The following is a 21,318-nucleotide window of genomic DNA, read 5'->3' on the forward strand; positions in this document are numbered from 1 at the left end:
CCGAAAATCGGGAGGCAAAGATACCACCCTTTTCCTTTATAAAACAAGCTTTTTTTAAACTTTATTTCTTAGCGCCGCCAAAAGGTATCAATAACCTCTAAGCGAACATTTGTTTTCAACAAACAACCTATAAGCTTACCTTAAGATTGTTTACTTGATCTATATTTCTATGAACATAAAACCGTTTTTTATATCCGATTTTGGAGGCGCAAATATAGAACGATTATCTAACCCCACAAGCACTTTTTTTAAGTATTTTTAAAATAATTTTCTAACACCTTGTTTACAAGAAGTTACATTCTTAAAGTTTTTGAAAAAAGTTCTGCATATGCTGATGAAGCCAAAATAATGAAGGATTCAAAGAGCTTCCTAAAAAGCAAAATCCAGAATTTTACTGGATTTACTCGATGAACTACACAAAAAATTCTGATTCTTCTCCATTAAAAATATTCGGGTTAGGGATTGAGCGGCCTGTTTGAGCTCTTATTGCGCTGCCAAAAGCGCAATAAAGCGAGTAGCGAAAGCCAGGTTGATGTTAAAAACAGCAAAACCTACAAAAAGAAATTCCACACCAACCCAAAACGAAACGTGAAATCCCGGTACGGATAACCCGGAGCTGAATAATAATCCGAAGGACTCACCAAGGAATTGATGTGCTCGGCGATGAAAAAGATGCGCGTCTGGCGAACTTTCATATTGAAAAACAAATCTAACAACGGAAAGCCACCCAAAGCCTGATCGTTCTGAACGTAAAATTCGGCAAGTACAGGATCATACGCGTTCATATTATATTCAGTAAAGTAGTTGAATCTAAAACCTGTTTGAACGAAAAGCGCCTTTTGAAACCATTCATCTGTATAATACAAGGTGTTTCGCGTGATGATTTCAGGAACATTAAAATAACTCATCCCTGAACTTACATTTTGATAAGCCACCGTATTATCTAAACCAAATTTGCCCAATCTAAATTCCTTATTGAGCTTGAATTTTAAATAGGTGACATTAGCATCTGCCTGAAAAGATTGCACCAAGCCGGCATTATTTCTACCAAAATAAGCATAATCTGCAATACTCACTAAACTAGCAGAAGCATTGAACCATTTTTTTGATTCCATCTTAAAATCGAGAGAACTGGTCTTTACGTTCTCATAATTTTCAGCATTGTACCAGTTGTAATTCTGGTAACTGCTTTGATACAGCAAGTGATTATAATTTGCAGGAGAAGAATTGATGTGAATTCCGCCAGAAAATGCTGCTTTATCTTTTAGCTTAAAACTGGCCTCTGCATTAAAATCTAAGCCCGAAAAGTCACCTACCACATTGGTCTGTGCTTCGCCTTTTAATTGAAAGCCTTTGTACGCTTTTCTATAAGAAGCTCCGACTGCAACAATACCCCCCTGAAGTGCATTGGGAATCGTCTCATCTTCTCGAACGAGCACCGAGTTATAGCCATAATTGTAATAGGTATGATTAGCCTGAAAGTTTAGCGTTCCTAATATATTGTTTGAATACTCTACAAAGACTCTATTGTTCAATTCTTCATAATCTGTGCGATCTACCAAATTAGAAGTCACAAAAGATTCGCCGAATAGATCAGTAGCGGGAGTGGTTTGCCTATATTCAAAGAACTTGTCTTCGTAATTGAGGATATGCCCTATTTGAATTCTATTCTTATTGACGCTGTCATTCTGCTTAATTAAGTCGTAGCGCTGATTAATGTAAAATCGGGCTCCATCGAGAATACTTTCGGCATCTTCAAAGTTAACTGACAGCCTAGCGCGATCATTGAACTGAGAATCGCCTCCTCCGAAATTAACCAAGGCTTGATCTGTAAGGCCACCGTTTTCTTCGTTTAATAAATCCTGCGCCACATAATGCGCTTTAACGTTGTAACGGTTATTTTTTGATTGATAATTCGTCGTGAATCTGAAATTCCCTGTACTGGTAAGTGCGTTTTGATATTTACCCAAACTTCGCAACCCCTTATAAGCGATAGAAAAATTGAAGCGTTTAGATTTATTCATCGTAAAAAACGCATCAAGGTTTTGGCCTTGAGAGAATACACTTTTATAATATAGCTCGGTTAACGGCGTGGGAACTTGATAATAAAAAATATCATCAACCTCCATATAATTGAAATGCCGCGCGCGGGCTCCAAATTCAGGCATCACTTTTTCACTATCAAAAGTATAGGCCAGCGTATTATAGGTTTGCCCTTCATTAGCAAATGGCAACAACTCAAAATTGTCTTTCCTGAGGTAATTATACTTGTAGAGTTTTTCTACCGTAAGTGATGTATCTACAATAGTGGTGTCATTTTCAATTGAAATGATTTTGTATAAATCTAAGGGTGGGCGTTGGCGTGCTGCTCTATTTTTAAGACCTCTATTGGTTAAACTGTCTTCATAACTGTTTCTCCCTCCTCCTTCACGTCTAATTGTAGAATTATCTTGAGAAAACATCTTAAAACCAAACATTAATACAATGATGCAAGTAAGTTTAATCCTAAAACCCATACTTCTCTCTTATTTAAATATGCGAAACTAAATATATAACGAAGAATATCATCAAAAAATATTTAATACTTCTATCTCGCGCAATTATACATCAATTTATCTAGACCTAGATATCTTGCAAATAAAAACCGGATAGCAATTGAATTGCTATCCGGTTCTAAAATTCATCAATAATGATGATTAATTCTGATCCGTCAGATTTGTATTAAACAAAATTTCGTTTTGCGGAATTTCATAAGTTAATCTCTCATCATTATGGTTAAATGATTGCCCAGCAAAGTCTAACCAGTTAGACCCTCTAGTGCGCGTCTCACGTCTTCTTTTCATAATGAAATAAGATTGACCTTCTCCCCAAAGCTCAAGTCTCGCTTGCAAAGCAGCCTCGTCTGCCAACTGATTATTTGGCATAGCATCAATATAAGAAGTATCATCTAATCTTAAGTCTAAAACTGCTTTCAAGCTAGTTCTTGCAGCTGCAAAATCACCATTTTCAGCCGCAGCTTCTGCATGTAGTAGATACATTTCTGCGGAACGCATATAATGCGAATCTGAGTCAATGTTTGCCTGTGGTCCTGAGAACAATCCAAAACCATTCAATTCGGCGCCTTTATAATAAAATTTACCTAGAGGTCTTAAAGTTGAACTGAATTGATTCAATCGAATATCGTCTTCTCTAAAATTACTATACAATCCAGCATCCATACCTTTTGGATTACCTACTGCCGCGTAACTATAACTGTACGCGTCCATAAAGCCCCACCAAGAAAGTAAAGAAGCTAATCCTTGACCTTCTGGTGTAATATTAATACCCCAAATAACACCTGGAATTGTATTAATATCATTGAAACCACCAACACTACCATCTTCCCCTGGCAACAAAGCTACTTCATCTGCCGTCATAATAGGATAACCAGCATCAATTACCTTCTTAGCATATTCTTGCGCTGATGCCCAATTGTTCATAGCTCCGTAAGTCTTAGCTAATAAACCTCTTACAATATCCTGATTGATTTCAATTTTCTCTTCACGAACAAAACCATCAAGAAGGATTTCTGCGTCTAATAAGTCACTTAGCACAAAATTGAAAACGTCCTGCAAAGAACTTTTAGGTTGATCTAACACCTCTGCACTATTATAAAGCGGCAAAACAGGCTTGGTTAAATCTGAGATATCATTCACATAGGCGTGAATCAAAAAGAAGTATGCATAACCACGAAGTGCCTTAGCTTGACCAATCGTATATCTACCAGTTTCAGTTTCTGGCACCACATCATTACCACCGGAAGCGTCAATAACTAAATTTGAAAGATTAATAATTCTATACAAAAATCTCCAAGCTCTATAGTTAACATCATTATCAGGATCTAGGGTTGCCGTTAGCTCTGAAATATTTACTTGTCTATTATAACTTTTTCCTAAATGAGCAGCATCACCACTTAATATATCCATTTGCATATATTGTGCTGTAATCCCAAAATCTTCTTGCGCAGTCGTTCCTCCACTTCCATAGCGGTAAAGGTTTTCATAAATCCCAAGTAAAGTTCCTTTTGCTGCCTCCTCATTAACTTCAGTGGCCGCAGCTACCTGCGCATCAGTTAATACCTCTGTAGGCTGCACCTCTAAATAGTCTTCACTACAAGAAGTCAACGCAAACAGCGCCCCTACATATATAATTTTTCTCAAAGTTTTCATTTTATTTTTTTTATAATGTTAAATTAACCCCAAATACAATTGTTGACAAAGGATTGTATCGATAGATACTAGAATTACCAGTAACCGAAGTAGAAGGGTTAAAACCATTTCTCTTAGACCATAATGCTAAATTATCCCCAGAAAGAAACAAATCTAAATTAGCTAATCCCATTTTTTCAACAAATGATGTTGGCATCGTATAACCTAAACGGATATTATTCAATGCTAAGAAGTCTGATTTCGTAAGGAATCTAGTTGAAGTAGCACTTTGCTGAATTTGAAATCTAGCATCTTGACGCGGAATATCTGTAACATCTCCGGGCGACATCCAACGGTCTCTAATATCCACATGAAAATTGTTAGTTCCCGCATAATCGTTATCCATCAAGTTAGCATAAGCTCCATCGTAAGACCATCCTCCTAGAGAGTAAGCGAACAATGCACTTAGTGAGAAAGCTCCATACTCAGCATTTAAACGGAAAGAACCGGTAATATCAGGGATTGCTGTTTTATCAACAAATCTGTCTGCCGCTTCTGCATAAACTTCGGTAATGTCTTGAACAATGTTTGCATCTGGATTATCATTCATATACCCAGTTAAAGAAGTAATAACTACATCATCCGCTCCGAAAGTGCCATCATTATCTACATCATCAAAATAACGCTCCCATTGTGCGGCACCAGTTTCAATATTTACACCTGCATAAATAGGCATATACCAATCATATAATGATCTGCCTGCAGTACGACCATAGCTACCTTCTTGATCAAAACGCTGCTCTTCACCCGTAGTAGGATCGATAGGTAATGCGACTAGCTCATTATCAAGAAGCTGACCATTTATTCCTAAATTAAGTTTGAATTTAGGGCTCTTAACTAAACTGAAATCCAAGTCGAATTCAACACCTGAGTTTAACATTTCTCCATCATTAACTTGAATAACTGCAAAACCATTAGATGGCGCAACATTTCTGGAGAAGAACATATCCGTTGTTGATTTTCTATAATATTCTACAGACGCATCAACAAAATTAAATAGTTCGAATTCAGCCCCCACGTTAAATTGATTTGAGCTTTCCCAAGTAAGATCTGGATTACCTCTAGTAGTAAATGCTAATGAAATATTATTGTTTAGGTTATTGATAGAGTAAATATTATATCCTGGGTATAAACCTCCATAAGAACCATCTGTATCAGAGTTACCTATAACACCATAACTTGCTTTTAGTTTTAGAAAATCTATAGCACTAGAGTTTTGTAGAAAATCCTCTTGTGATAAAATCCAAGCTCCACCGATGGCATAAAAGTTCCCCCATTTTTCATTTACAAATCTAGAGGAAGCATCCCTGTTAAAAGTTCCGTTTAAGTAATATTTATTTGCAAAATCCAAAGTTACATTTGCAATATAGCTTTCAGTTTTTTCTTCACGAGTAAAACCATCACTTGGGTTATTGATAACACCATTTCTGATGTCTGTCCCAAAAGAAGTAACTAAGTTTGAACGACTAGCAAATAAATAATTAAATTCATAACCAGTTGCTACGTGAGAAAGAAATGCTGATAAATTAAAATCTCCAAATTGTTTAGCGTAGCGCAATCCTGTTCTTATAGTATAATTTTTAGTTTCAGAGCGCGCTCGTGAAACTCGTCCACCCTCTCCTTTAGCCGGGCTGTAAAAACGCTCGTTCAAATCAATATCTTCACTCATAAAGTATTGATAACCAAAATTGTTTTCAAAGGTTAACCCATCAACAATGTCAATTTTAAGGTCATTGTTGAAGTTAATAGAGTTTGCCTTTGATTTATTAATATTGATTTCTGAATCTGCCACACCATTAGTAGCAAAACCAAAACCACGACCATCTTCTAAACCATAATCAAAAAGAAATCCACCATAAATAGGATCTGGAATTCTATTACCAGCTGCATCTCTTTGATATAATGGGTATATAGTAGGTAAATTATCTATCCACCAAAACTGTGATCCAGAATCCTCACTTGTACCATTAACATTTTGCTCACTTTGAGCGTAATTAATAGTTGTAGTAGAGTTAATAATATCCAAAACATTATTAGTAGCTGTCACACGACCATTTAACCTCTTGTAATCGGTATTATTCGCGTACCCAACATCATCCACATATCCAAAAGATGCATATACAGAAGAGTTTTCTCCACTGTTAGAAAGAGAGACATTTGCTTCAGTTCTATTTGAACTTTGGAATGCAAAGTCTTCCCATCTTTCTGGACTGTATCTTCTAGTAACACCAGGACGAACTGTTGCAGTAGCAGGATCAATCAATTGCGCTACAGCTGCAGCATCACTACCGCCAATATTCCACATATTGTATACAGGCGAAATATCAGAAACATCTGCATTTGCCCCTTCGAATAAGTTAGCATTTGCATAATCGATTGCCGCTCCTTGATCACCGTCGTTCTCTAACAATCCTCTCTGATAGGTTCCTTCCCAGGCAATACCAATATATTCCTCAGGAGACTTAATTGTCTCATAACGCTTAATTCCCTGATAGTTTGTACCGGTTTTAATAGAAACGTTTAGGTTATTTCTACCCTTACCTTTTTTGGTTGTAATTACAATTACTCCGTTAGCACCACGAGCCCCATATAATGAAGTTGCTGAAGCGTCTTTAAGCACCGTAACAGATTTAATATCATTAGGATTGATATCATTTAAACTCCCTCCAAATGGAGCGTCATCAACCACATATAAAGGAGCTTGACTACCATTGATAGAACCAAAACCTCTAATTCTGATTGTAGATGTACTACCAGGCTGACCGGTAGTATTAAAAACTGAAACCCCTGCAGCCTCTCCAGCTAGTGCCTGAGAAACGTTTGTAAAAGACTTCTTAGAGATTTGTTCCCCTTCAACAACTTTTGCAGATCCTGTAAAAGAAGTTTTAGACACATTACCAAAACCAGTAACCACCACCTCATCTAACTCCTCACCTGCTTGCATGGAAACACTGATCGTTGAAGAAGCTCCTACGGCCACTACTTGGTCTTGAAAACCAATGTAAGAAAAAACAAGGTTCTGCCCTTGCTCTGCGCTGATAGAATAATTCCCATCAAAGTCGGTTTGAGTACCAACACTGGTTCCTTGAACCACAATGTTTACTCCTGGTAGCGGCATACTATTGCCGTCAGTTACTGTACCAGTAACAGTTTTTTGCTGAGCGAATGTCAACTGTGTTAAAAACAGTAAACCTAGCGCAAAGCACCACGTAATTTTTGATTTCATAAATTTATTTATTTGAATTAGCCATCGCAAACATCTTAAAAGTTTCTTAGAATTACAACGAATTTTTAGATACATTTAAGATTTAACATAGTAAATAATTAAAATAAACGCTTTAATTAGCTTTTATTTAACAGATACTCAGCTAATCAAAGTATTTTCAAAAAATATTTTAATAAGTACATAATTTTTTAAAATTCAACTCTTTAAGAGCATCTTCGCTTAGCAATTTTGAAAATTGTTCTATTTTGCACCTCTATGATTTTGAAATTACGTTCACAAAATAAATTAATAGAATGCGGTACCGATGAAGCTGGAAGAGGCTGTTTATCAGGCCCCGTTACTGCTGCGGCGGTTATTTTACCCGACTCGTTTGTTAATAAAACCTTAACAGATTCCAAATTACTTAATCATAAGTCTCGTGAATTATTGCGGCCTATAATTGAAAAAGAAGCTCTTGCTTATGGCATTGCTCAAGTTTTTCCTGATGAGATTGATGCTATTAATATTCTTAATGCGTCAATAAAAGCAATGCACTTGGCTATTGAACAACTTCAACAACAGCCCCAACACATTTTAGTTGATGGTAATCGCTTTAAGCCTTATAAAGATTGCTCACACGAATGCATCATAAAAGGCGACAGCAAATTTTTATCTATCGCTGCTGCATCAGTTTTAGCAAAAACGGAACGGGATCGATATATGACGGACTTGCATATGCAATTTCCGCAATATAACTGGAAGAAAAACAAGGGATACCCCACTAAGGAGCATCGAGAAGCTATCAAAGCATACGGACTTACCCCACATCATCGTAAAAGTTTCAAACAATTACCTGAGCAGCTTCGGCTTGACATTTAAGGTTGTGTAAACAGATATTCTGACTTAAGAGTACTTACCTTTGCTGTGTTTAAAATGTATTCTAATGAGGAGACTTGCTTTAGCGTTCGCACTTTTGTTCTTAATCACTAACTGCAAACAAACACCAACTACTAATACCAATTTACTGCATCTCATACCTCAAAAATCTGCAGCTATTCTTAGAATTCCTGATTGGGAGGTTTTCAATGAAACGCTTAAAATCAATGAACCTTCAGCTGTTTTAAATGAAACCGGTTTCTACAATACACTTCTAGAGTATGCAGACCTGCTCAAGAAATTCGCGCCAAAGGACGATGCATATCTTGCTTTTGTTGCTCTTGGAGATAATGATTTTGATCTAGCGCTCATCACTAAAAATCACCCGAAGCTCCTACAAACAGATTCTGTTTTCACCAAAAATATCACTTCGTATGAGTACGAGGAAACCACCGTAAATACCATCACTTCAACAAAATCTCCGCTTTACTTTTTGAACAATGAAGATGTTTTTATTGCAAGTACTTCAAAACTGATCCTCGAAAACACAATCCTTCAAAACAATACAGGACGGGATCCTATTGATCTCTCACTGGAACAGATGATCAAGACCAGTGATAATGGCAGTCCTAATATATATGTGCGTGGTTCTTATTTTAAAAGGTTATTCAAAACCATAATTCCTGATTTCAAATTTTTAGATTCGGAAATTCCTTTTCAATGGTTGGCGCTTGATATTGATCTGGACAACAAGACAGCTTTAAGCTTAAGTGGAGTCTTGACTTCTGAACAAAATGGCAAACAAACTTTTGACCTTTTACAAGACTTGAACCCGGCACCCTCTAAACTTATTCCTAATGCACCGGCGCAATGCCGAGGTGTAATTGGTTTTCAGTATGAGGAATGGGAATCCTACAAAAACAATCTTGCTAAAAAACGAAATGCTTCAGTCAAGGGTTTTTCTGTGCCTTTGGAAGACTACTTTGCTTCGATCAATGAGCTCGCAGTGGTCTACACTAATGAACAAAATCTACTACTCAATTACAGTAATGATATTACGATTTCCGAAAAGGCACTTGCGCCCATTTCGACCAAATCTGAAACATTTAGAGCATTAGATATTTATAAAATATCTGATTCTACTTTTATTAAAAGCACCTTTAAAGAGCTTTTGAACCCTCCCACCGTAAACTATTATTGTACGCTAGGTAATCTTATAGCTTTTGCTCAATCGCAAGACCTTATCAAAGATTATATCGCTAATTATCAAAACGAAGCACTTTTAAAGAAAACGCCAGCCTACAACACGCTTGCTAAAAAAATGAGTGATGCTTCAACTCTTACTTATTATGGCAACACCAATTTATTAGCTACTTACCTCTCTGGTAAAGTCTCAAAAACCGAAGCAAAAAAACTAAAGGCAATTGATTTTGAACAATTCCCGGCTGCAATGGTGCAATTGGTTCAAGCTGATGATTTTACTTATGTAAATGCGCGTGTAGATAAAATTTCAGCAGCTAATGCTGCAGCTCAAGTGGTTCAGACTGCGAGCGTTCAGCTTGATCAGGATCTTTTGAATGCTCCACAAATGCTTAGAAACTATCGTACTAAAGGTCAGAATATTCTTGTTCAAGATATTGGCAATACGCTTTATCATATAGATGCAAATGGTAAAATTGAATGGAAAAAGGAGTTAGACGGACCCATTTTAGGCAAAATTCAACAAGTGGATCTTTATAAAAATGGCAGGTTGCAATATGCCTTTACAACGCCGTCGCACTTCTACGTTATCGCCAGTGACGGTACTATTGTTAAACCTTTCGATCTCAACTACAGCAACATTAGTCAGCCTCTTGCCGTATTTGATTATAGTGGTAGTAGAGACTATCGTTTTGTGATCACACAAGGCAACACTTTAACGATGCTTGATCGGGAAGCCAATAAGGTCAAAGGTTTTGACTACACCGAAGCGCCCACCACCCTTTTCAAAGCGCCTCAACACATACGCTTAGGATCTAAAGACTATATTTTGGTCCAATTAACTTCCGGGAAACTGGAGATTTTAAACCGTCGCGGCGAGACGAGAATTCCACTTAAGGAAACATTTGACTTTGCTGAAAGTCCAATTTTTCAGAACGGCTCGGCATTTTTAGTCCGTGAGAAGAATGGCTCCTTAATAACTATTTCGCAAAGCGGAAAAACAAGCCGAAAAGCGCTAGGTAGCGGTTCTGAAATTCAGTACGATCGTCTTAACTCAACCGAAGCACTCCTGCTCCCCGAGCAACTTAGTATTAACCAAAAAGCAATTCCTATAGACTTAGGCCTTTACACCGGTCTTAAGGTTATTAAGGCTAAAAATTCTTACTACGTTGCTGTAACTGACTTACAGAATAACAAATCTTATCTCTATACCAGCAAAGGAACCTTGCTTTCCAATTTCCCTGTTTATGGAGCTTCGGAGTTAGATTTTGGCACCTTACACAATTCCAAAGACTTAGGTTTAACGGTTAAAGGAGAGTCAGACAGTGTGTTGATCTATCAGATCAACTAAACCTAAACAAACTGTTTTTCAAAGTGTTAAAAGGGTTTTTCACCCCTAAATCTGAGCTTTTATCTTATTACCTTTATAGCTAAATAGCTTCCCTGAATACAGAGCCGCCCCCTAGATGTTTCTGTAATGCTGTTTCCATTAAAAATTATGGACTTAAATAACAACAGCCTATGAAAACTTCAGCCCTTTTTATTGTTAGTTTGCTTTACAGCATTTTTGCTAGCGCTCAAAATCTATGCGCTGACAATCAAAAATTAACCGAAAAAACTTCTTTTGAAATCACCGCTTACGGAACTTCTAATACTTTAGTTGCGGTTACAAATTTTAATGTATCATCAACGTTCAATACGCTTTCAGGTCGAAAAGCGATCATTGCACAAATTGACAAAGATGCACCAACTCAAGAACCTCAAAATTATTATTCGTTAGAATGCGCTGATTCGACCTTATTGATCAACAACCGCAACATCATTCCTGCATATGTTTTTGAAGAATACAGCAATATGAATTTTGATGCTTCAGCAAGCAGCATAGCCATTCCTAAAAAACTTGATGTAGGTCAAAAATTGAGCAATGCGGCTTATGAAATTGAAGTCGAAGTAGCGCCCATCACCCATAGATTACATTATTTTTTAACCGATAGAATAGTGACTGCAAAAGAAACCATTAACACACCTGCAGGTACTTTTGAATGTTACTTGATCGAAGCTAAGACACATATGAAACCACGCAACAACAACACCGGAAGCGTCAAACAATGGTTTGCCGAAGATATTGGGCTTGTAAAGCAAGTAGATTATAATGTAGAGGGTGCGATAACCGGAATCAATCTCCTTACTGATCTAAAATTCTGATTACACAGAAGCCTTTTCCACCAACTCTGCTTCAAATAAATCGGCAAAATGTTTAAGTAATTTTGGCTTTACTTCTTCTAAAGGCACTTCACTACGCCCGAGTTCTACGTTAAGCGAGGTCACAGCTTTTTCTTTAATTCCGCAAGGGATTATATTATCAAAATAACCAAGATTAGCATTTACGTTGAATGCAAACCCATGCATAGTAACCCACCTACTGGCACGTACGCCCATAGCACAAATCTTTCTCGCAAACGGAGTCCCAACATCAAGCCACACACCGGTTTCTCCTTCAGAACGTTGGGCTTTCAAACCGTATTCTGCTAAAGTTAAGATGATGGTTTCCTCCAGAAGCCTTAAGTATTTATGAATATCAGTAAAGAAATTTTCAAGATCTAAAATGGGATATCCCACAATTTGACCAGGACCGTGATACGTAATATCTCCTCCTCTATTAATCTTATAAAAGGTAGCATTTTTGGCCTTGAGTTGCTCTTCAGAAACCAACAAGTTACTTATATCACCACTTTTCCCTAAGGTATACACGTGCGGATGTTCTACAAATAAAAAGTGATTAGGCGTAGCAAAATCAGTTTCTTCGCGCCTGTTCTTAATTTTTAGATCTAAAATATCTTTAAACAGCTGCTCTTGATAATCCCAGACTTCCTTGTAGTCGCGATTTCCTAAATCCTGTACTTCTACTTGCTTATTCATACTGCAAAGATACAATACATTTTAGCCTGCGCATAACCTCTAAGAAGATCAGTAACTAAGATGATTAGCGCCGGTTTACGATTATTAATGCTGCAATAACACCGGGAATCCAGCCACAAAACCATAGCAGGGTTACTAATAATACAGAGCCGCACCCTTTATCAAGAACCGATAAAGGCGGCAAAAAGATGGCGATTAACGCCCTAAAAAAACTCATTTTTGATTTGATTTATGATGATTGATGGTCTATAAGACACAATTACTAAGCTTTCGTTACAGTTATTGATTTCTCGGCTGCGAGTTGCTATATTTGCGGGCTTAAATACAGACAGCATTATGCAACTTTCAGAACAGGAAATTATCAGACGCGAGAAACTGGCAGGTTTACGCAAATTAAACATAAACCCATATCCGGCAGATTTGTATCCGGTAGATCATACTTCAGCGAAGATAAAACAGGATTTTGAAGACGGTAAGAAGGTGGTTATCGCCGGCAGATTGATGTCTCGTAGAATTCAAGGTAAAGCCTCTTTTGCCGAGTTGCAAGATTCAACCGGTCGTATTCAAGTGTATTTTAATCGTGATGAGATCTGCCCGGGAGAGGATAAAACCCAGTACAATGACGTCTACAAAAAATTACTCGATATTGGTGATTTTATAGGTATTGAAGGTGAACTTTTTACCACTCAAGTAGGTGAGAAAACTGTGATGGTTAAACAATTCACGCTGCTTAGTAAAGCGCTTAAACCGCTTCCCTTACCTAAAGTGGATAAAGATGGAAACGAATTTGACAAATTTAACGATCCTGAAATGCGCTATCGCCAGCGCTATGCAGATCTTGTAGTCAATCCAAAAGTTAAAGACGTATTTGTAAAACGCACTAAGCTTTTTGCTGCAATGCGTAATTTCTTCAACGACAAGGGATATTTTGAGGTAGAAACTCCTATCCTACAATCTATTCCGGGAGGTGCTGCAGCACGACCTTTTGTTACGCACCACAACGCATTAGACATTCCGTTGTATTTGAGAATTGCCAATGAATTGTATCTAAAAAGATTGATCGTGGGTGGTTTTGATGGAGTTTATGAGTTCTCTAAAAACTTCAGAAATGAAGGGATGGATCGTACGCACAACCCAGAATTTACGGCAATGGAAATTTATGTAGCCTATAAAGACTACAACTGGATGATGGCCTTTACTGAAAAACTACTTGAGCATTGCGCAACAGCGGTTAACGGTACTACTGAAGCTACTTTTGGTCAACATAAAGTAGACTTCAAAGCGCCCTACGCGCGTGTAACTATGACCGATGCGATCAAACAATTTACCGGTTATGATATCACTGATAAGTCTGAATCTGAACTTCGTGAGGCTGCTTTAGGAATGGGGCTTGAAGTTGATGAAACTATGGGTAAAGGGAAACTCATTGATGAGATCTTTGGTGAGAAATGCGAAGGCAACTTTATCCAGCCTACATTCATCACAGACTACCCTAAAGAAATGAGTCCGTTATGCAAAGAACATCGTGAAAATCCTGAGCTTACCGAGCGTTTTGAACTTATGGTTTGCGGTAAGGAAATTGCCAATGCGTATTCAGAATTGAACGATCCTATTGATCAACGCGAGCGTTTTGAAGAGCAACTTAAACTTGCTGAAAAAGGAGATGATGAAGCGACAGAGTTTATTGATCAGGATTTCTTAAGAGCTCTTGAATACGGAATGCCTCCAACATCTGGTTTAGGAATTGGGATGGATCGTTTAATTATGTTCTTGACCAATAATCAATCTATTCAAGAGGTATTATTCTTCCCGCAAATGAAGCCCGAACGTAAGAAGGTAGAATTGACTGAAGAAGAAAAAACCATTTTTAATATTCTCAAGAAGGAAAAAAATCTTTCACTAGACACTTTAAAAGAAGCTTCCGGGTTAAGCAATAAAAAATGGGATAAAGGCATTAAAGGCCTTACCAAACAAAAGCTAGCTAAAGTTGAGAAAGAAGGTGAAAACCTTACGGTTACTCTCATAGATTATTAATCGCAGACTTTTCAAAATACTTCGAAAGCCCGATTCAGTTTGAGTCGGGCTTTTAGTTTAAAGAATGTTAAAAATCCCCTAGGCAAATAAACCTTTTGAAATTATCAAAGTCATAGAGATATAACATAAAAATTAATGGATATGAAAAAATTGATCGCAATTGCCGCATTATTTGTTGCCACAACAACTTTTGCACAGGAACAGCCGCGTGGGGAGCGTTTCAAAAAAATGATGGAAGCTACACCTGAAGAAATGGCTGAATTACAAACTAAACGTTTGACTCTAGCGCTTGTACTTGATGATAAACAACAAAAGCAAGTTTATGATCTTCAGCTTGCAGAAGCTAAAGAGCGTAAAGCCCAGTGGGAAGAACGTGCCGCTAAGAAAAGTACTCGCGAAAAAGGTGTAAAACCTACAGAAGAAGAAATTGCAGCAATGCGTGAGTCTATCAAAGAAAGACATTCTGAAATGTTAGATAAGCAAATTGCACATCAAGAAAAAATGCAAAATATTTTAAATGAAGAGCAATTTGACGAATGGCGTAAACTTAAAATGAAGCGTCACGACCGTATGGCGATGCGTGATGGCAAACGTGGAGAACGTTCTCACGACCGCAATCAGAAAGCTAAGTGGCGTAGATAAGCCAATCTCAAAAACAGGTTTTCTATTTCAAGGTAAAGGCCAAAAGAGTTATAGCCTTTGGCAGTACCACCAAAAAATCCCCGCGAATTGCGGGGATTTTTATTTTATTTCATTTTCACTACTAAAGCGTCGGTGCAATTTTAGCTACCGCCGCAATAGTCGCATCAAGATCTTCATAAGTCAACGCGTCAGTTATAAACCACGTCTCATAAGCACTTGGAGCAATGTAAACCCCTTCTGCTAATAACCCGTGGAAAAATTTTTTAAACGTTTCGTTAGCACCTGCAGATGCCGAAGCAAAATCGGTTACTGCCTCCTCAGCAAAATGTACTGAAATCATCGAACCCACTCTATTAATCGTATGCGTGATTCTGTTTTCGGTTAATACTTGAGCAATTCCTTTATGTAGGTATTCGGTTTTTTGTTCAAGTCGTTTGAAGATTTCGCGATCCTGATCTAAAGCTTGAAGCATAGCTAAACCGGCAGCCATTGCCAAAGGGTTTCCGCTTAAAGTTCCTGCCTGATACACCGGACCTAATGGAGCCAAGTGATTCATAATTTCATTTCGTGCAGCAAAAGCTCCTACAGGCAAACCACCACCTATTACTTTTCCGAAGGTTACAATATCAGCCTGAACACCCGTTAATTCTTGTGCACCACCTGCAGCTAGCCTAAAACCAGTCATTACCTCATCAAAAATAAGTAGCGCTCCGTGAGCTTGACATAAATCCCTTAATCCTTCAAGAAAACCTTCTGCCGGAGGAATACATCCCATGTTTCCGGCAACCGGCTCTAAAATAACCGTAGCTATTTCCTCTTTATTGGCTTCAAAGATCTCTCGTACTTGATCTAGATTATTGTATTCTGCAAGTAAGGTATCTTTTGCCGTACCTTGAGTTACACCGGGGCTATTAGGCGAACCAAAAGTCACCGCACCACTCCCCGCTTGAATTAAAAACGAATCAGAATGCCCGTGGTAGCAACCGGCAAACTTTATAATTTTATCCCTGCCAGTGAAGCCACGTGCCAAACGCACCGCACTCATACAAGCTTCGGTACCGCTATTTACAAAGCGTATTTTATCAATACCGGGCACCATCTTGACCGCTAGCTTGGCAATCTCAGTTTCCAATTCTGTAGGGGTTCCAAAAGAGGTTCCTTTCTTAGTTCTTTCAATAACCGCATCAACCACTGGCTGGTAAGCGTGACCTAATATCATAGGTCCCCAAGAGTTGATGTAGTCAATTAATTTATTTCCGTCTTCATCAAATAGATATGCGCCCTTTGCTTCTTTCACAAAAATAGGATCCCCGCCAACAGCTTTAAAAGCTCTTACCGGTGAGTTTACTCCGCCGGGGATTACCTCTTGCGCTTCTGCAAATAATGCGCTACTTCTTTTATAAATCATCATTAAAATCCGTTATACTGTGGGGTCACATTTAACTGTTGCCCAATACTTATCGTGTTATTATTTAACCCGTTGTTCTTTTTTAGCTCATCTACCGTAAGGTTATACATACGTGAAATACTATAAAGTGTTTCTCCTTTTTTTACCGTATGAATACTCACGGCATTTGAAGGTTCGGGTTTATATTCTTTAATTTTTGTTCCTAAAACCTCAGCATCATAGTTGTACATCGCATATCGTTCAATGATCGCAATGAGTTTTTCAGGATATTTTCTATCTGTTGCATAACCTGCTTTGCGCAGACCGTGGGCCCAACCTTTATAGTCGTCAGGTTCCAGATCAAACAAATCTGCATACCTACTTCTACCTGTTAGAAATAAGGAATGATCTCTAAAAGAATATTTAGGATCTCTATATTTTCTGAAGCATTCGCCCTTCTCGTCATCATCGTGATATACCACATCGCCCGTCCAGTTATGACATTTTATTCCGAAGTGATTATTAGCTTTTTTAGTCAAATTGCCATTTCCGGCACCCGATTCTAATACAGCCTGAGCCATTGTGATGCTCGCCGGTATTTTATAAAGTCGCATTTCTTCCTTAGCAATAGGTGCAAAATGCTCAATATAATCTTCTACTTTGTCAAACGGAGCGTACACATAAGCTCTTTCGGTTTCCTTAGTAGTTTCAGCAGGTGGTGTATTATTACGCGCTGCGGTACGTGTCTCAGTAGTACGAGAGGGGCGAACACTTACTTTACGCTTAGCAGCACGCTTGCTTCCGCCACAACCTATCAGCAAAAGACTTAGAATAAAAAGAGTAAGAACTTTTTTAATCATATTACATTCTAATCAGTGGAAATCCTTTTTTCAAGAGTTTTTGGTTCATCCCGGCAATACCTTGCAGGCCTCCTGTATGAACGGCTAAAATACGGGTATTTTTAGAGAAAAACTCATTGCGAATAAGATCTCTGAGACCGAACATCATTTTACCCGTATAAACCGGATCTAGCAAGATATCGTGCTTCTTTTTAAAGTCATTGATAAAGGTTACAAGATCTTGATTTACTTTAGCATAACCGCCAAAATGATATGCGTTAACAAGTTCCCAATTGGTTTTATCAGTATATTTTTTAATTTCAGCATTTAGAAAATCACCTTTCAACGCCGGAAATCCTAAAATTTTTTGATGCGGAAAACTGCCATCTATAATTCCTCCAATGGTGCCTCCGGTTCCAACAGGACAAGCGATATAATCAAAGTCTTGAGTCGCTTCTGAAAGGATTTCAGTACAACCCTGTACGGCCAGAGTATTGGTTCCACCTTCCGGAATTAAATAGAAAGTGCCAAATTCATCTTTTAACTGCTGTAAAAATTTGGGTTGAAGCTTTTCTCGATACGTTTCGCGTGAAACAAACTTGAATTGCATTCCGTAATCTTTGGCAAATCTCAAGGTAGGATTATGCTGAAGCGTCTGCCGAAGATTTTGAGCAAGCTCCTCTCCACGAATCACTCCGATAGTTTTAAAACCTGAGCGCGATCCAGCTTTGGCTACTGCTGCGATATGATTAGAATACGCTCCTCCAAAAGTAAGCAAGGTATCGTGCTGTTGTTTTGCGGCTTCTAGCACATTGTATTTTAATTTCCTGAATTTATTACCGGAAACATAGGTATCGATCTGATCTTCCCTTTTAATAGCTACCTCGACTTGAAATTCTTCATACAAAGAATCCCTTAAATATTGAATCTGAGGTTCATCTTCTAAAGAAGTAAAAAAACCTAAATCGTTCATTTTTCGTATGTATTAAATAGCATACCGCAGTTTAAAAAGCAAATTTAAGAATAAAGGTTTTATACAAGTACACGAGTCAATTTTTGACTTTAATTACTGATATTCAACTATAAAATCGCTTATATAGAATGATTATACAGGTTAAAACTTGACTGTAATTCGATAAAATACTTAATTTTGCAGTCTAATGACTTGTTTATTGGTCATATAGCTTTTTAATACTGTGGTTACCCCCGAATCTTAAGATTGACCAAGTTATGAAAACAATTACCCCTATGCTCAAGCTCAGTTTCTTACTGAGTTTATTCTTACTTTCGTTTATATCCAATGCTCAAGTGGGGATTGGCACCACCAATCCTGCCGGAGGTTCTCTACTTGATATAGAGAGCGCAGAGAAAGGTATTTTAATTCCGCGAGTCGATATTGCAGACCTGAGCACTCAAGCTCCTGTGACCGGCGATCTTACAAGCAGCGAAAGTTTGCTGGTGTATAACACCAATACTTCGACCGGCAAAGGCTTCTATTACTGGGACGGCACGCAATGGGTTGCTGTAGGCGGCAACGGAGAAAATATTTATACCACAGATGGCACGCTAGAAGAAAATAGAATTGTTAGTCAAGAGGACAAAACGTTACAATTTGAAGGAAATATTGGTCGCAATGCCATCTCAATAAAACGTACCAATAATGTAACCGAAACCGGAGTTGGTTTTCAAAATAGTGGTGACTATTATGATGCTTCAATATTTATGGAAAGTGGCACCAATCAAGGTCTTGTCGTAGCCACTGGAGGAAACAATCCTGATGTAACTGCAGTAGGTACTACTGCAGTTTTCAACAACGACCAAACCACATCATTTAGCAATAGTATTTCTGTCTATCAAAATGATGCTAACGTTAATGATATAACCGGAAGACTTTATAGTACCGATGATGATGGTATATTAGATTTATATGAAAACAATAGTTACAACCACAGGATAGCCGCCAATTCCAGTACTATATTTAATGAGCAAGGACTAAATCTTGACTTTAGAGTTGAAACCGATAACAGCGCCAACACCCTATTTGTTGACGGTTCTTCAGATAATGTTGGTCTGTCGACTAATACACCTCAAGAAAAGTTACATATATCAGGAAATAACTCGACCATACGTGTAGACGGTTTATCAGACACTAATAATGCAGAGAATGTCACTGGTGATTTTATGCCTGTCTATGTTGATGATAACGGCACAATGGTCCTACAGCCTTCGTTAGTTCAGACTTATATGCCTGTGAATAGAGTTGATTTTTTAACTGGCAATAATAATACTGTCACTTCAGGTTTTAATACTGGTGCATCAGTTGATCGGTTATTACTTACAGAAACAATTACACTAACTCAAACATCACTTGTTCAAATAATTTATTTTTATAGCGTCTCTATAACAAGGCGCAATGGGGATGCTATTACAGATGGTGCCCCGAGACTTTTTAGAGGATGGGTTACCATCAACAATACTGCAGAACATTTAGCATATGACACAGGTACATATACCAATGGTCACGACCCTGATCCTAATAGTCAAAGTAATTATGCTGCAGGATATTATTATTTAAACGGAACATCTTATGTAGAATTACCTGCAGGTACTCATACTTTTAGACTTTACGGAAGAGGTTTTGGCTCTCAATTTGATTTTCAAATGATTTTTGGTGCTTCTAATTATGATAGATTTCAAATCATCGTTCATCGCTAACTCACAAATACCTTAAAAAACTCCAGAACGGCCTTTGCTTTAAATAGCTAAGGTCGTTTTCTTTTGCATAGGCCTCTTTCTCAAAACTTATCGCGCGATAAGCGGCGTATTGAGATTGTAGACGAATCAGGTGTATTACAAACTCAATGCTATACCAGATATAAAAGAAAACTATTAAAAGTTCTTGCTGTTGCCGTAAATGAATACGCTCGTGATTTATAAAAATTGGGTCTTGCTTTAATTTGGGATCTTTTAATAGCACAAAGGGCCAGAGTGCGCAGCCGGCAAAATGCTTAAAGATTTTAGGGAAAATAATATAAATTGGCATAGGTAACTTATAATTGCACTAACATACAATCTAGGGGTAGTTTTAAGCGTTTTTTCACGTAAGACTACTGTTTCTTTTCATAACTTTAATACCGTGAGTTCTTTTAAACAACGCATTCCTTTAGAAGAAGGAGATTATTATTTGACACCTGAAGGTTATAAGTGCTTTACCGAGCAATACCATTTAAAACGGGGCTACTGTTGTAAAAGCGGGTGCCGCCACTGTCCTTATGGTTTTGATAAAAATCGAGAGTGATCAGTGAACTCTTGGTATAATAGTTGATGCTAATAACTTAGAATAGAACTTATTCTATTTCGGCTGATTCAAACTTTAAATACGTCATTATGAAAAAATTAAAACCCTTTTTACTACTTGCTGTTGTCGCAGTACTATCGGCATGTAGTTCCGTTCGAGTGGCTTCTGATTATGATCAGAGTGCTGACTTTACAAATTACAAAACCTTTGCATTTTTTAAACCGGGTATTGATAAAGCCGAAATTTCTGATTTAGATAAAAAAAGAATTTTACGCGCGATCGAAACCGAAATGATGGCTAAAGGCTTCGTAAAATCTGACAATCCATCTATGTTAGTAAGTATTTTTACTACAGCAGAAGAACGCGTAGATGTATATAACAACTTCGGTTGGGGTTGGGGCGCCTGGGGTCCTTGGGGACCGTGGGGCGGCGGTTTTGGCAACACCGTTTCCAGAACTACTGAAGGCACACTATACATTGACCTGATCGATGCGACCAAAAAAGAACTGGTTTGGCAAGGTCAAGGTACCGGATATCTAGCGCGAAATGTAGAGCGCAAGCAAGAACGTATTAACGAAATTGTAGGTGAGATTATGCAAGAATATCCACCGAAACAAATGGCTTCTAATTAAGAAGAGCTAAAGCAATAAACGACCTCAGGGCAAGCCTTG

Annotated in this window: 17 protein-coding genes; 8 read left to right on the top strand and 9 right to left on the bottom strand. The window is 37.9% G+C overall.

Annotated features, from left to right (window positions below; translation table 11 throughout):
• Positions 1-551: 551 nt before the first annotated feature.
• From BUA96_RS16165 to BUA96_RS16175, 3 genes are all read right to left on the bottom strand, one after another.
• Positions 552-2,516, bottom strand: coding sequence for a putative porin (locus BUA96_RS16165; protein ID WP_084673197.1), 1,965 nt, complete (start codon positions 2,514-2,516; stop codon positions 552-554).
• A 180-nt stretch (positions 2,517-2,696) separates the two neighbouring features.
• Positions 2,697-4,208 (bottom strand): RagB/SusD family nutrient uptake outer membrane protein, encoded by a 1,512-nt coding sequence (locus tag BUA96_RS16170; protein WP_072984921.1) that lies wholly within the window; start codon positions 4,206-4,208, stop codon positions 2,697-2,699.
• Positions 4,209-4,218: 10 nt separating this feature from the next.
• Entirely contained in the window at positions 4,219-7,473 is a 3,255-nt protein-coding gene (locus BUA96_RS16175; RefSeq protein ID WP_072984922.1) for a SusC/RagA family TonB-linked outer membrane protein, read from the bottom strand.
• 255 nt (positions 7,474-7,728) lie between these two features.
• On the opposite strand from BUA96_RS16175, the gene BUA96_RS16180 reads away from it, so the two are divergent.
• The 3 genes from BUA96_RS16180 to BUA96_RS16190 all read left to right on the top strand — a co-directional run bounded on the left by BUA96_RS16180 (position 7,729) and on the right by BUA96_RS16190 (position 11,733).
• Positions 7,729-8,331, top strand: coding sequence for a ribonuclease HII (locus BUA96_RS16180; RefSeq protein WP_072984923.1), 603 nt, complete (start codon positions 7,729-7,731; stop codon positions 8,329-8,331).
• A gap of 64 nt (positions 8,332-8,395) precedes the next feature.
• A complete protein-coding gene (locus tag BUA96_RS16185) occupies positions 8,396-10,879 on the top strand; it encodes a hypothetical protein (RefSeq protein ID WP_072984924.1) in 2,484 nt (827 codons plus the stop codon).
• A 170-nt stretch (positions 10,880-11,049) separates the two neighbouring features.
• On the top strand, positions 11,050-11,733 hold the full coding sequence (locus BUA96_RS16190) for a TapB family protein (RefSeq protein WP_072984925.1): 684 nt from the start codon (positions 11,050-11,052) through the stop codon (positions 11,731-11,733).
• Here the strand turns inward: BUA96_RS16190 and lipB are convergent, their stop codons facing one another.
• Both lipB and BUA96_RS16200 read right to left on the bottom strand, forming a co-directional pair.
• Positions 11,734-12,447 (bottom strand): lipoyl(octanoyl) transferase LipB, encoded by a 714-nt coding sequence (gene lipB / locus BUA96_RS16195; RefSeq protein ID WP_072984926.1) that lies wholly within the window; start codon positions 12,445-12,447, stop codon positions 11,734-11,736.
• A 64-nt stretch (positions 12,448-12,511) separates the two neighbouring features.
• Positions 12,512-12,664 carry a YqaE/Pmp3 family membrane protein gene (locus tag BUA96_RS16200; RefSeq protein WP_072984927.1) on the bottom strand — a complete coding sequence of 51 codons (153 nt, stop codon included), beginning with the start codon at positions 12,662-12,664 and terminating at the stop codon, positions 12,512-12,514.
• Between the two features lie 119 nt (positions 12,665-12,783).
• Between BUA96_RS16200 and lysS the strand changes: the two genes are divergently transcribed.
• The gene (gene lysS / locus BUA96_RS16205) at positions 12,784-14,481 is read left to right on the top strand and encodes a lysine--tRNA ligase (protein ID WP_072984928.1); all 1,698 of its coding nucleotides are present in this window, start codon (positions 12,784-12,786) and stop codon (positions 14,479-14,481) included.
• 141 nt (positions 14,482-14,622) lie between these two features.
• Positions 14,623-15,123, top strand: a complete 501-nt coding sequence (locus tag BUA96_RS16210; protein ID WP_164916948.1) for a DUF4890 domain-containing protein — start codon at positions 14,623-14,625, stop codon at positions 15,121-15,123.
• Between the two features lie 121 nt (positions 15,124-15,244).
• On the opposite strand, the gene hemL is transcribed toward BUA96_RS16210, so the two are convergent.
• From hemL to BUA96_RS16225, 3 genes are read right to left on the bottom strand one after another with little or no spacing between them, the layout of a single operon-like run.
• On the bottom strand, positions 15,245-16,531 hold the full coding sequence (hemL, locus tag BUA96_RS16215; RefSeq protein ID WP_072985084.1) for a glutamate-1-semialdehyde 2,1-aminomutase: 1,287 nt from the start codon (positions 16,529-16,531) through the stop codon (positions 15,245-15,247).
• A gap of 2 nt (positions 16,532-16,533) precedes the next feature.
• Positions 16,534-17,370 carry a glucosaminidase domain-containing protein gene (locus BUA96_RS16220; RefSeq protein ID WP_072984932.1) on the bottom strand — a complete coding sequence of 279 codons (837 nt, stop codon included), beginning with the start codon at positions 17,368-17,370 and terminating at the stop codon, positions 16,534-16,536.
• A gap of 1 nt (position 17,371) precedes the next feature.
• On the bottom strand, positions 17,372-18,322 hold the full coding sequence (locus tag BUA96_RS16225; RefSeq protein ID WP_072984934.1) for a 1-aminocyclopropane-1-carboxylate deaminase/D-cysteine desulfhydrase: 951 nt from the start codon (positions 18,320-18,322) through the stop codon (positions 17,372-17,374).
• Positions 18,323-18,579: 257 nt separating this feature from the next.
• On the opposite strand from BUA96_RS16225, the gene BUA96_RS16230 reads away from it, so the two are divergent.
• Positions 18,580-20,064: a hypothetical protein gene (locus tag BUA96_RS16230; protein ID WP_072984937.1), complete on the top strand. Its 1,485-nt coding sequence runs from the start codon at positions 18,580-18,582 to the stop codon at positions 20,062-20,064.
• Between the two features lies 1 nt (position 20,065).
• Here BUA96_RS16230 and BUA96_RS16235 read toward each other — a convergent pair whose 3' ends face one another.
• Positions 20,066-20,392, bottom strand: a complete 327-nt coding sequence (locus BUA96_RS16235) for a hypothetical protein (protein WP_072984939.1) — start codon at positions 20,390-20,392, stop codon at positions 20,066-20,068.
• A 93-nt stretch (positions 20,393-20,485) separates the two neighbouring features.
• Here BUA96_RS16235 and BUA96_RS17330 point away from each other — a divergent pair, with 93 nt between their 5' ends.
• Together BUA96_RS17330 and BUA96_RS16240 are read left to right on the top strand one after the other, a co-directional pair.
• Entirely contained in the window at positions 20,486-20,647 is a 162-nt protein-coding gene (locus tag BUA96_RS17330) for a C1orf53 family protein (RefSeq protein ID WP_164916949.1), read from the top strand.
• 89 nt (positions 20,648-20,736) lie between these two features.
• On the top strand, positions 20,737-21,279 hold the full coding sequence (locus BUA96_RS16240) for a DUF4136 domain-containing protein (RefSeq protein WP_072984941.1): 543 nt from the start codon (positions 20,737-20,739) through the stop codon (positions 21,277-21,279).
• Positions 21,280-21,318 lie beyond the last annotated feature (39 nt).

Source organism: Leeuwenhoekiella palythoae (assembly GCF_900130045.1).
Lineage (GTDB): Bacteria > Bacteroidota > Bacteroidia > Flavobacteriales > Flavobacteriaceae > Leeuwenhoekiella > Leeuwenhoekiella palythoae.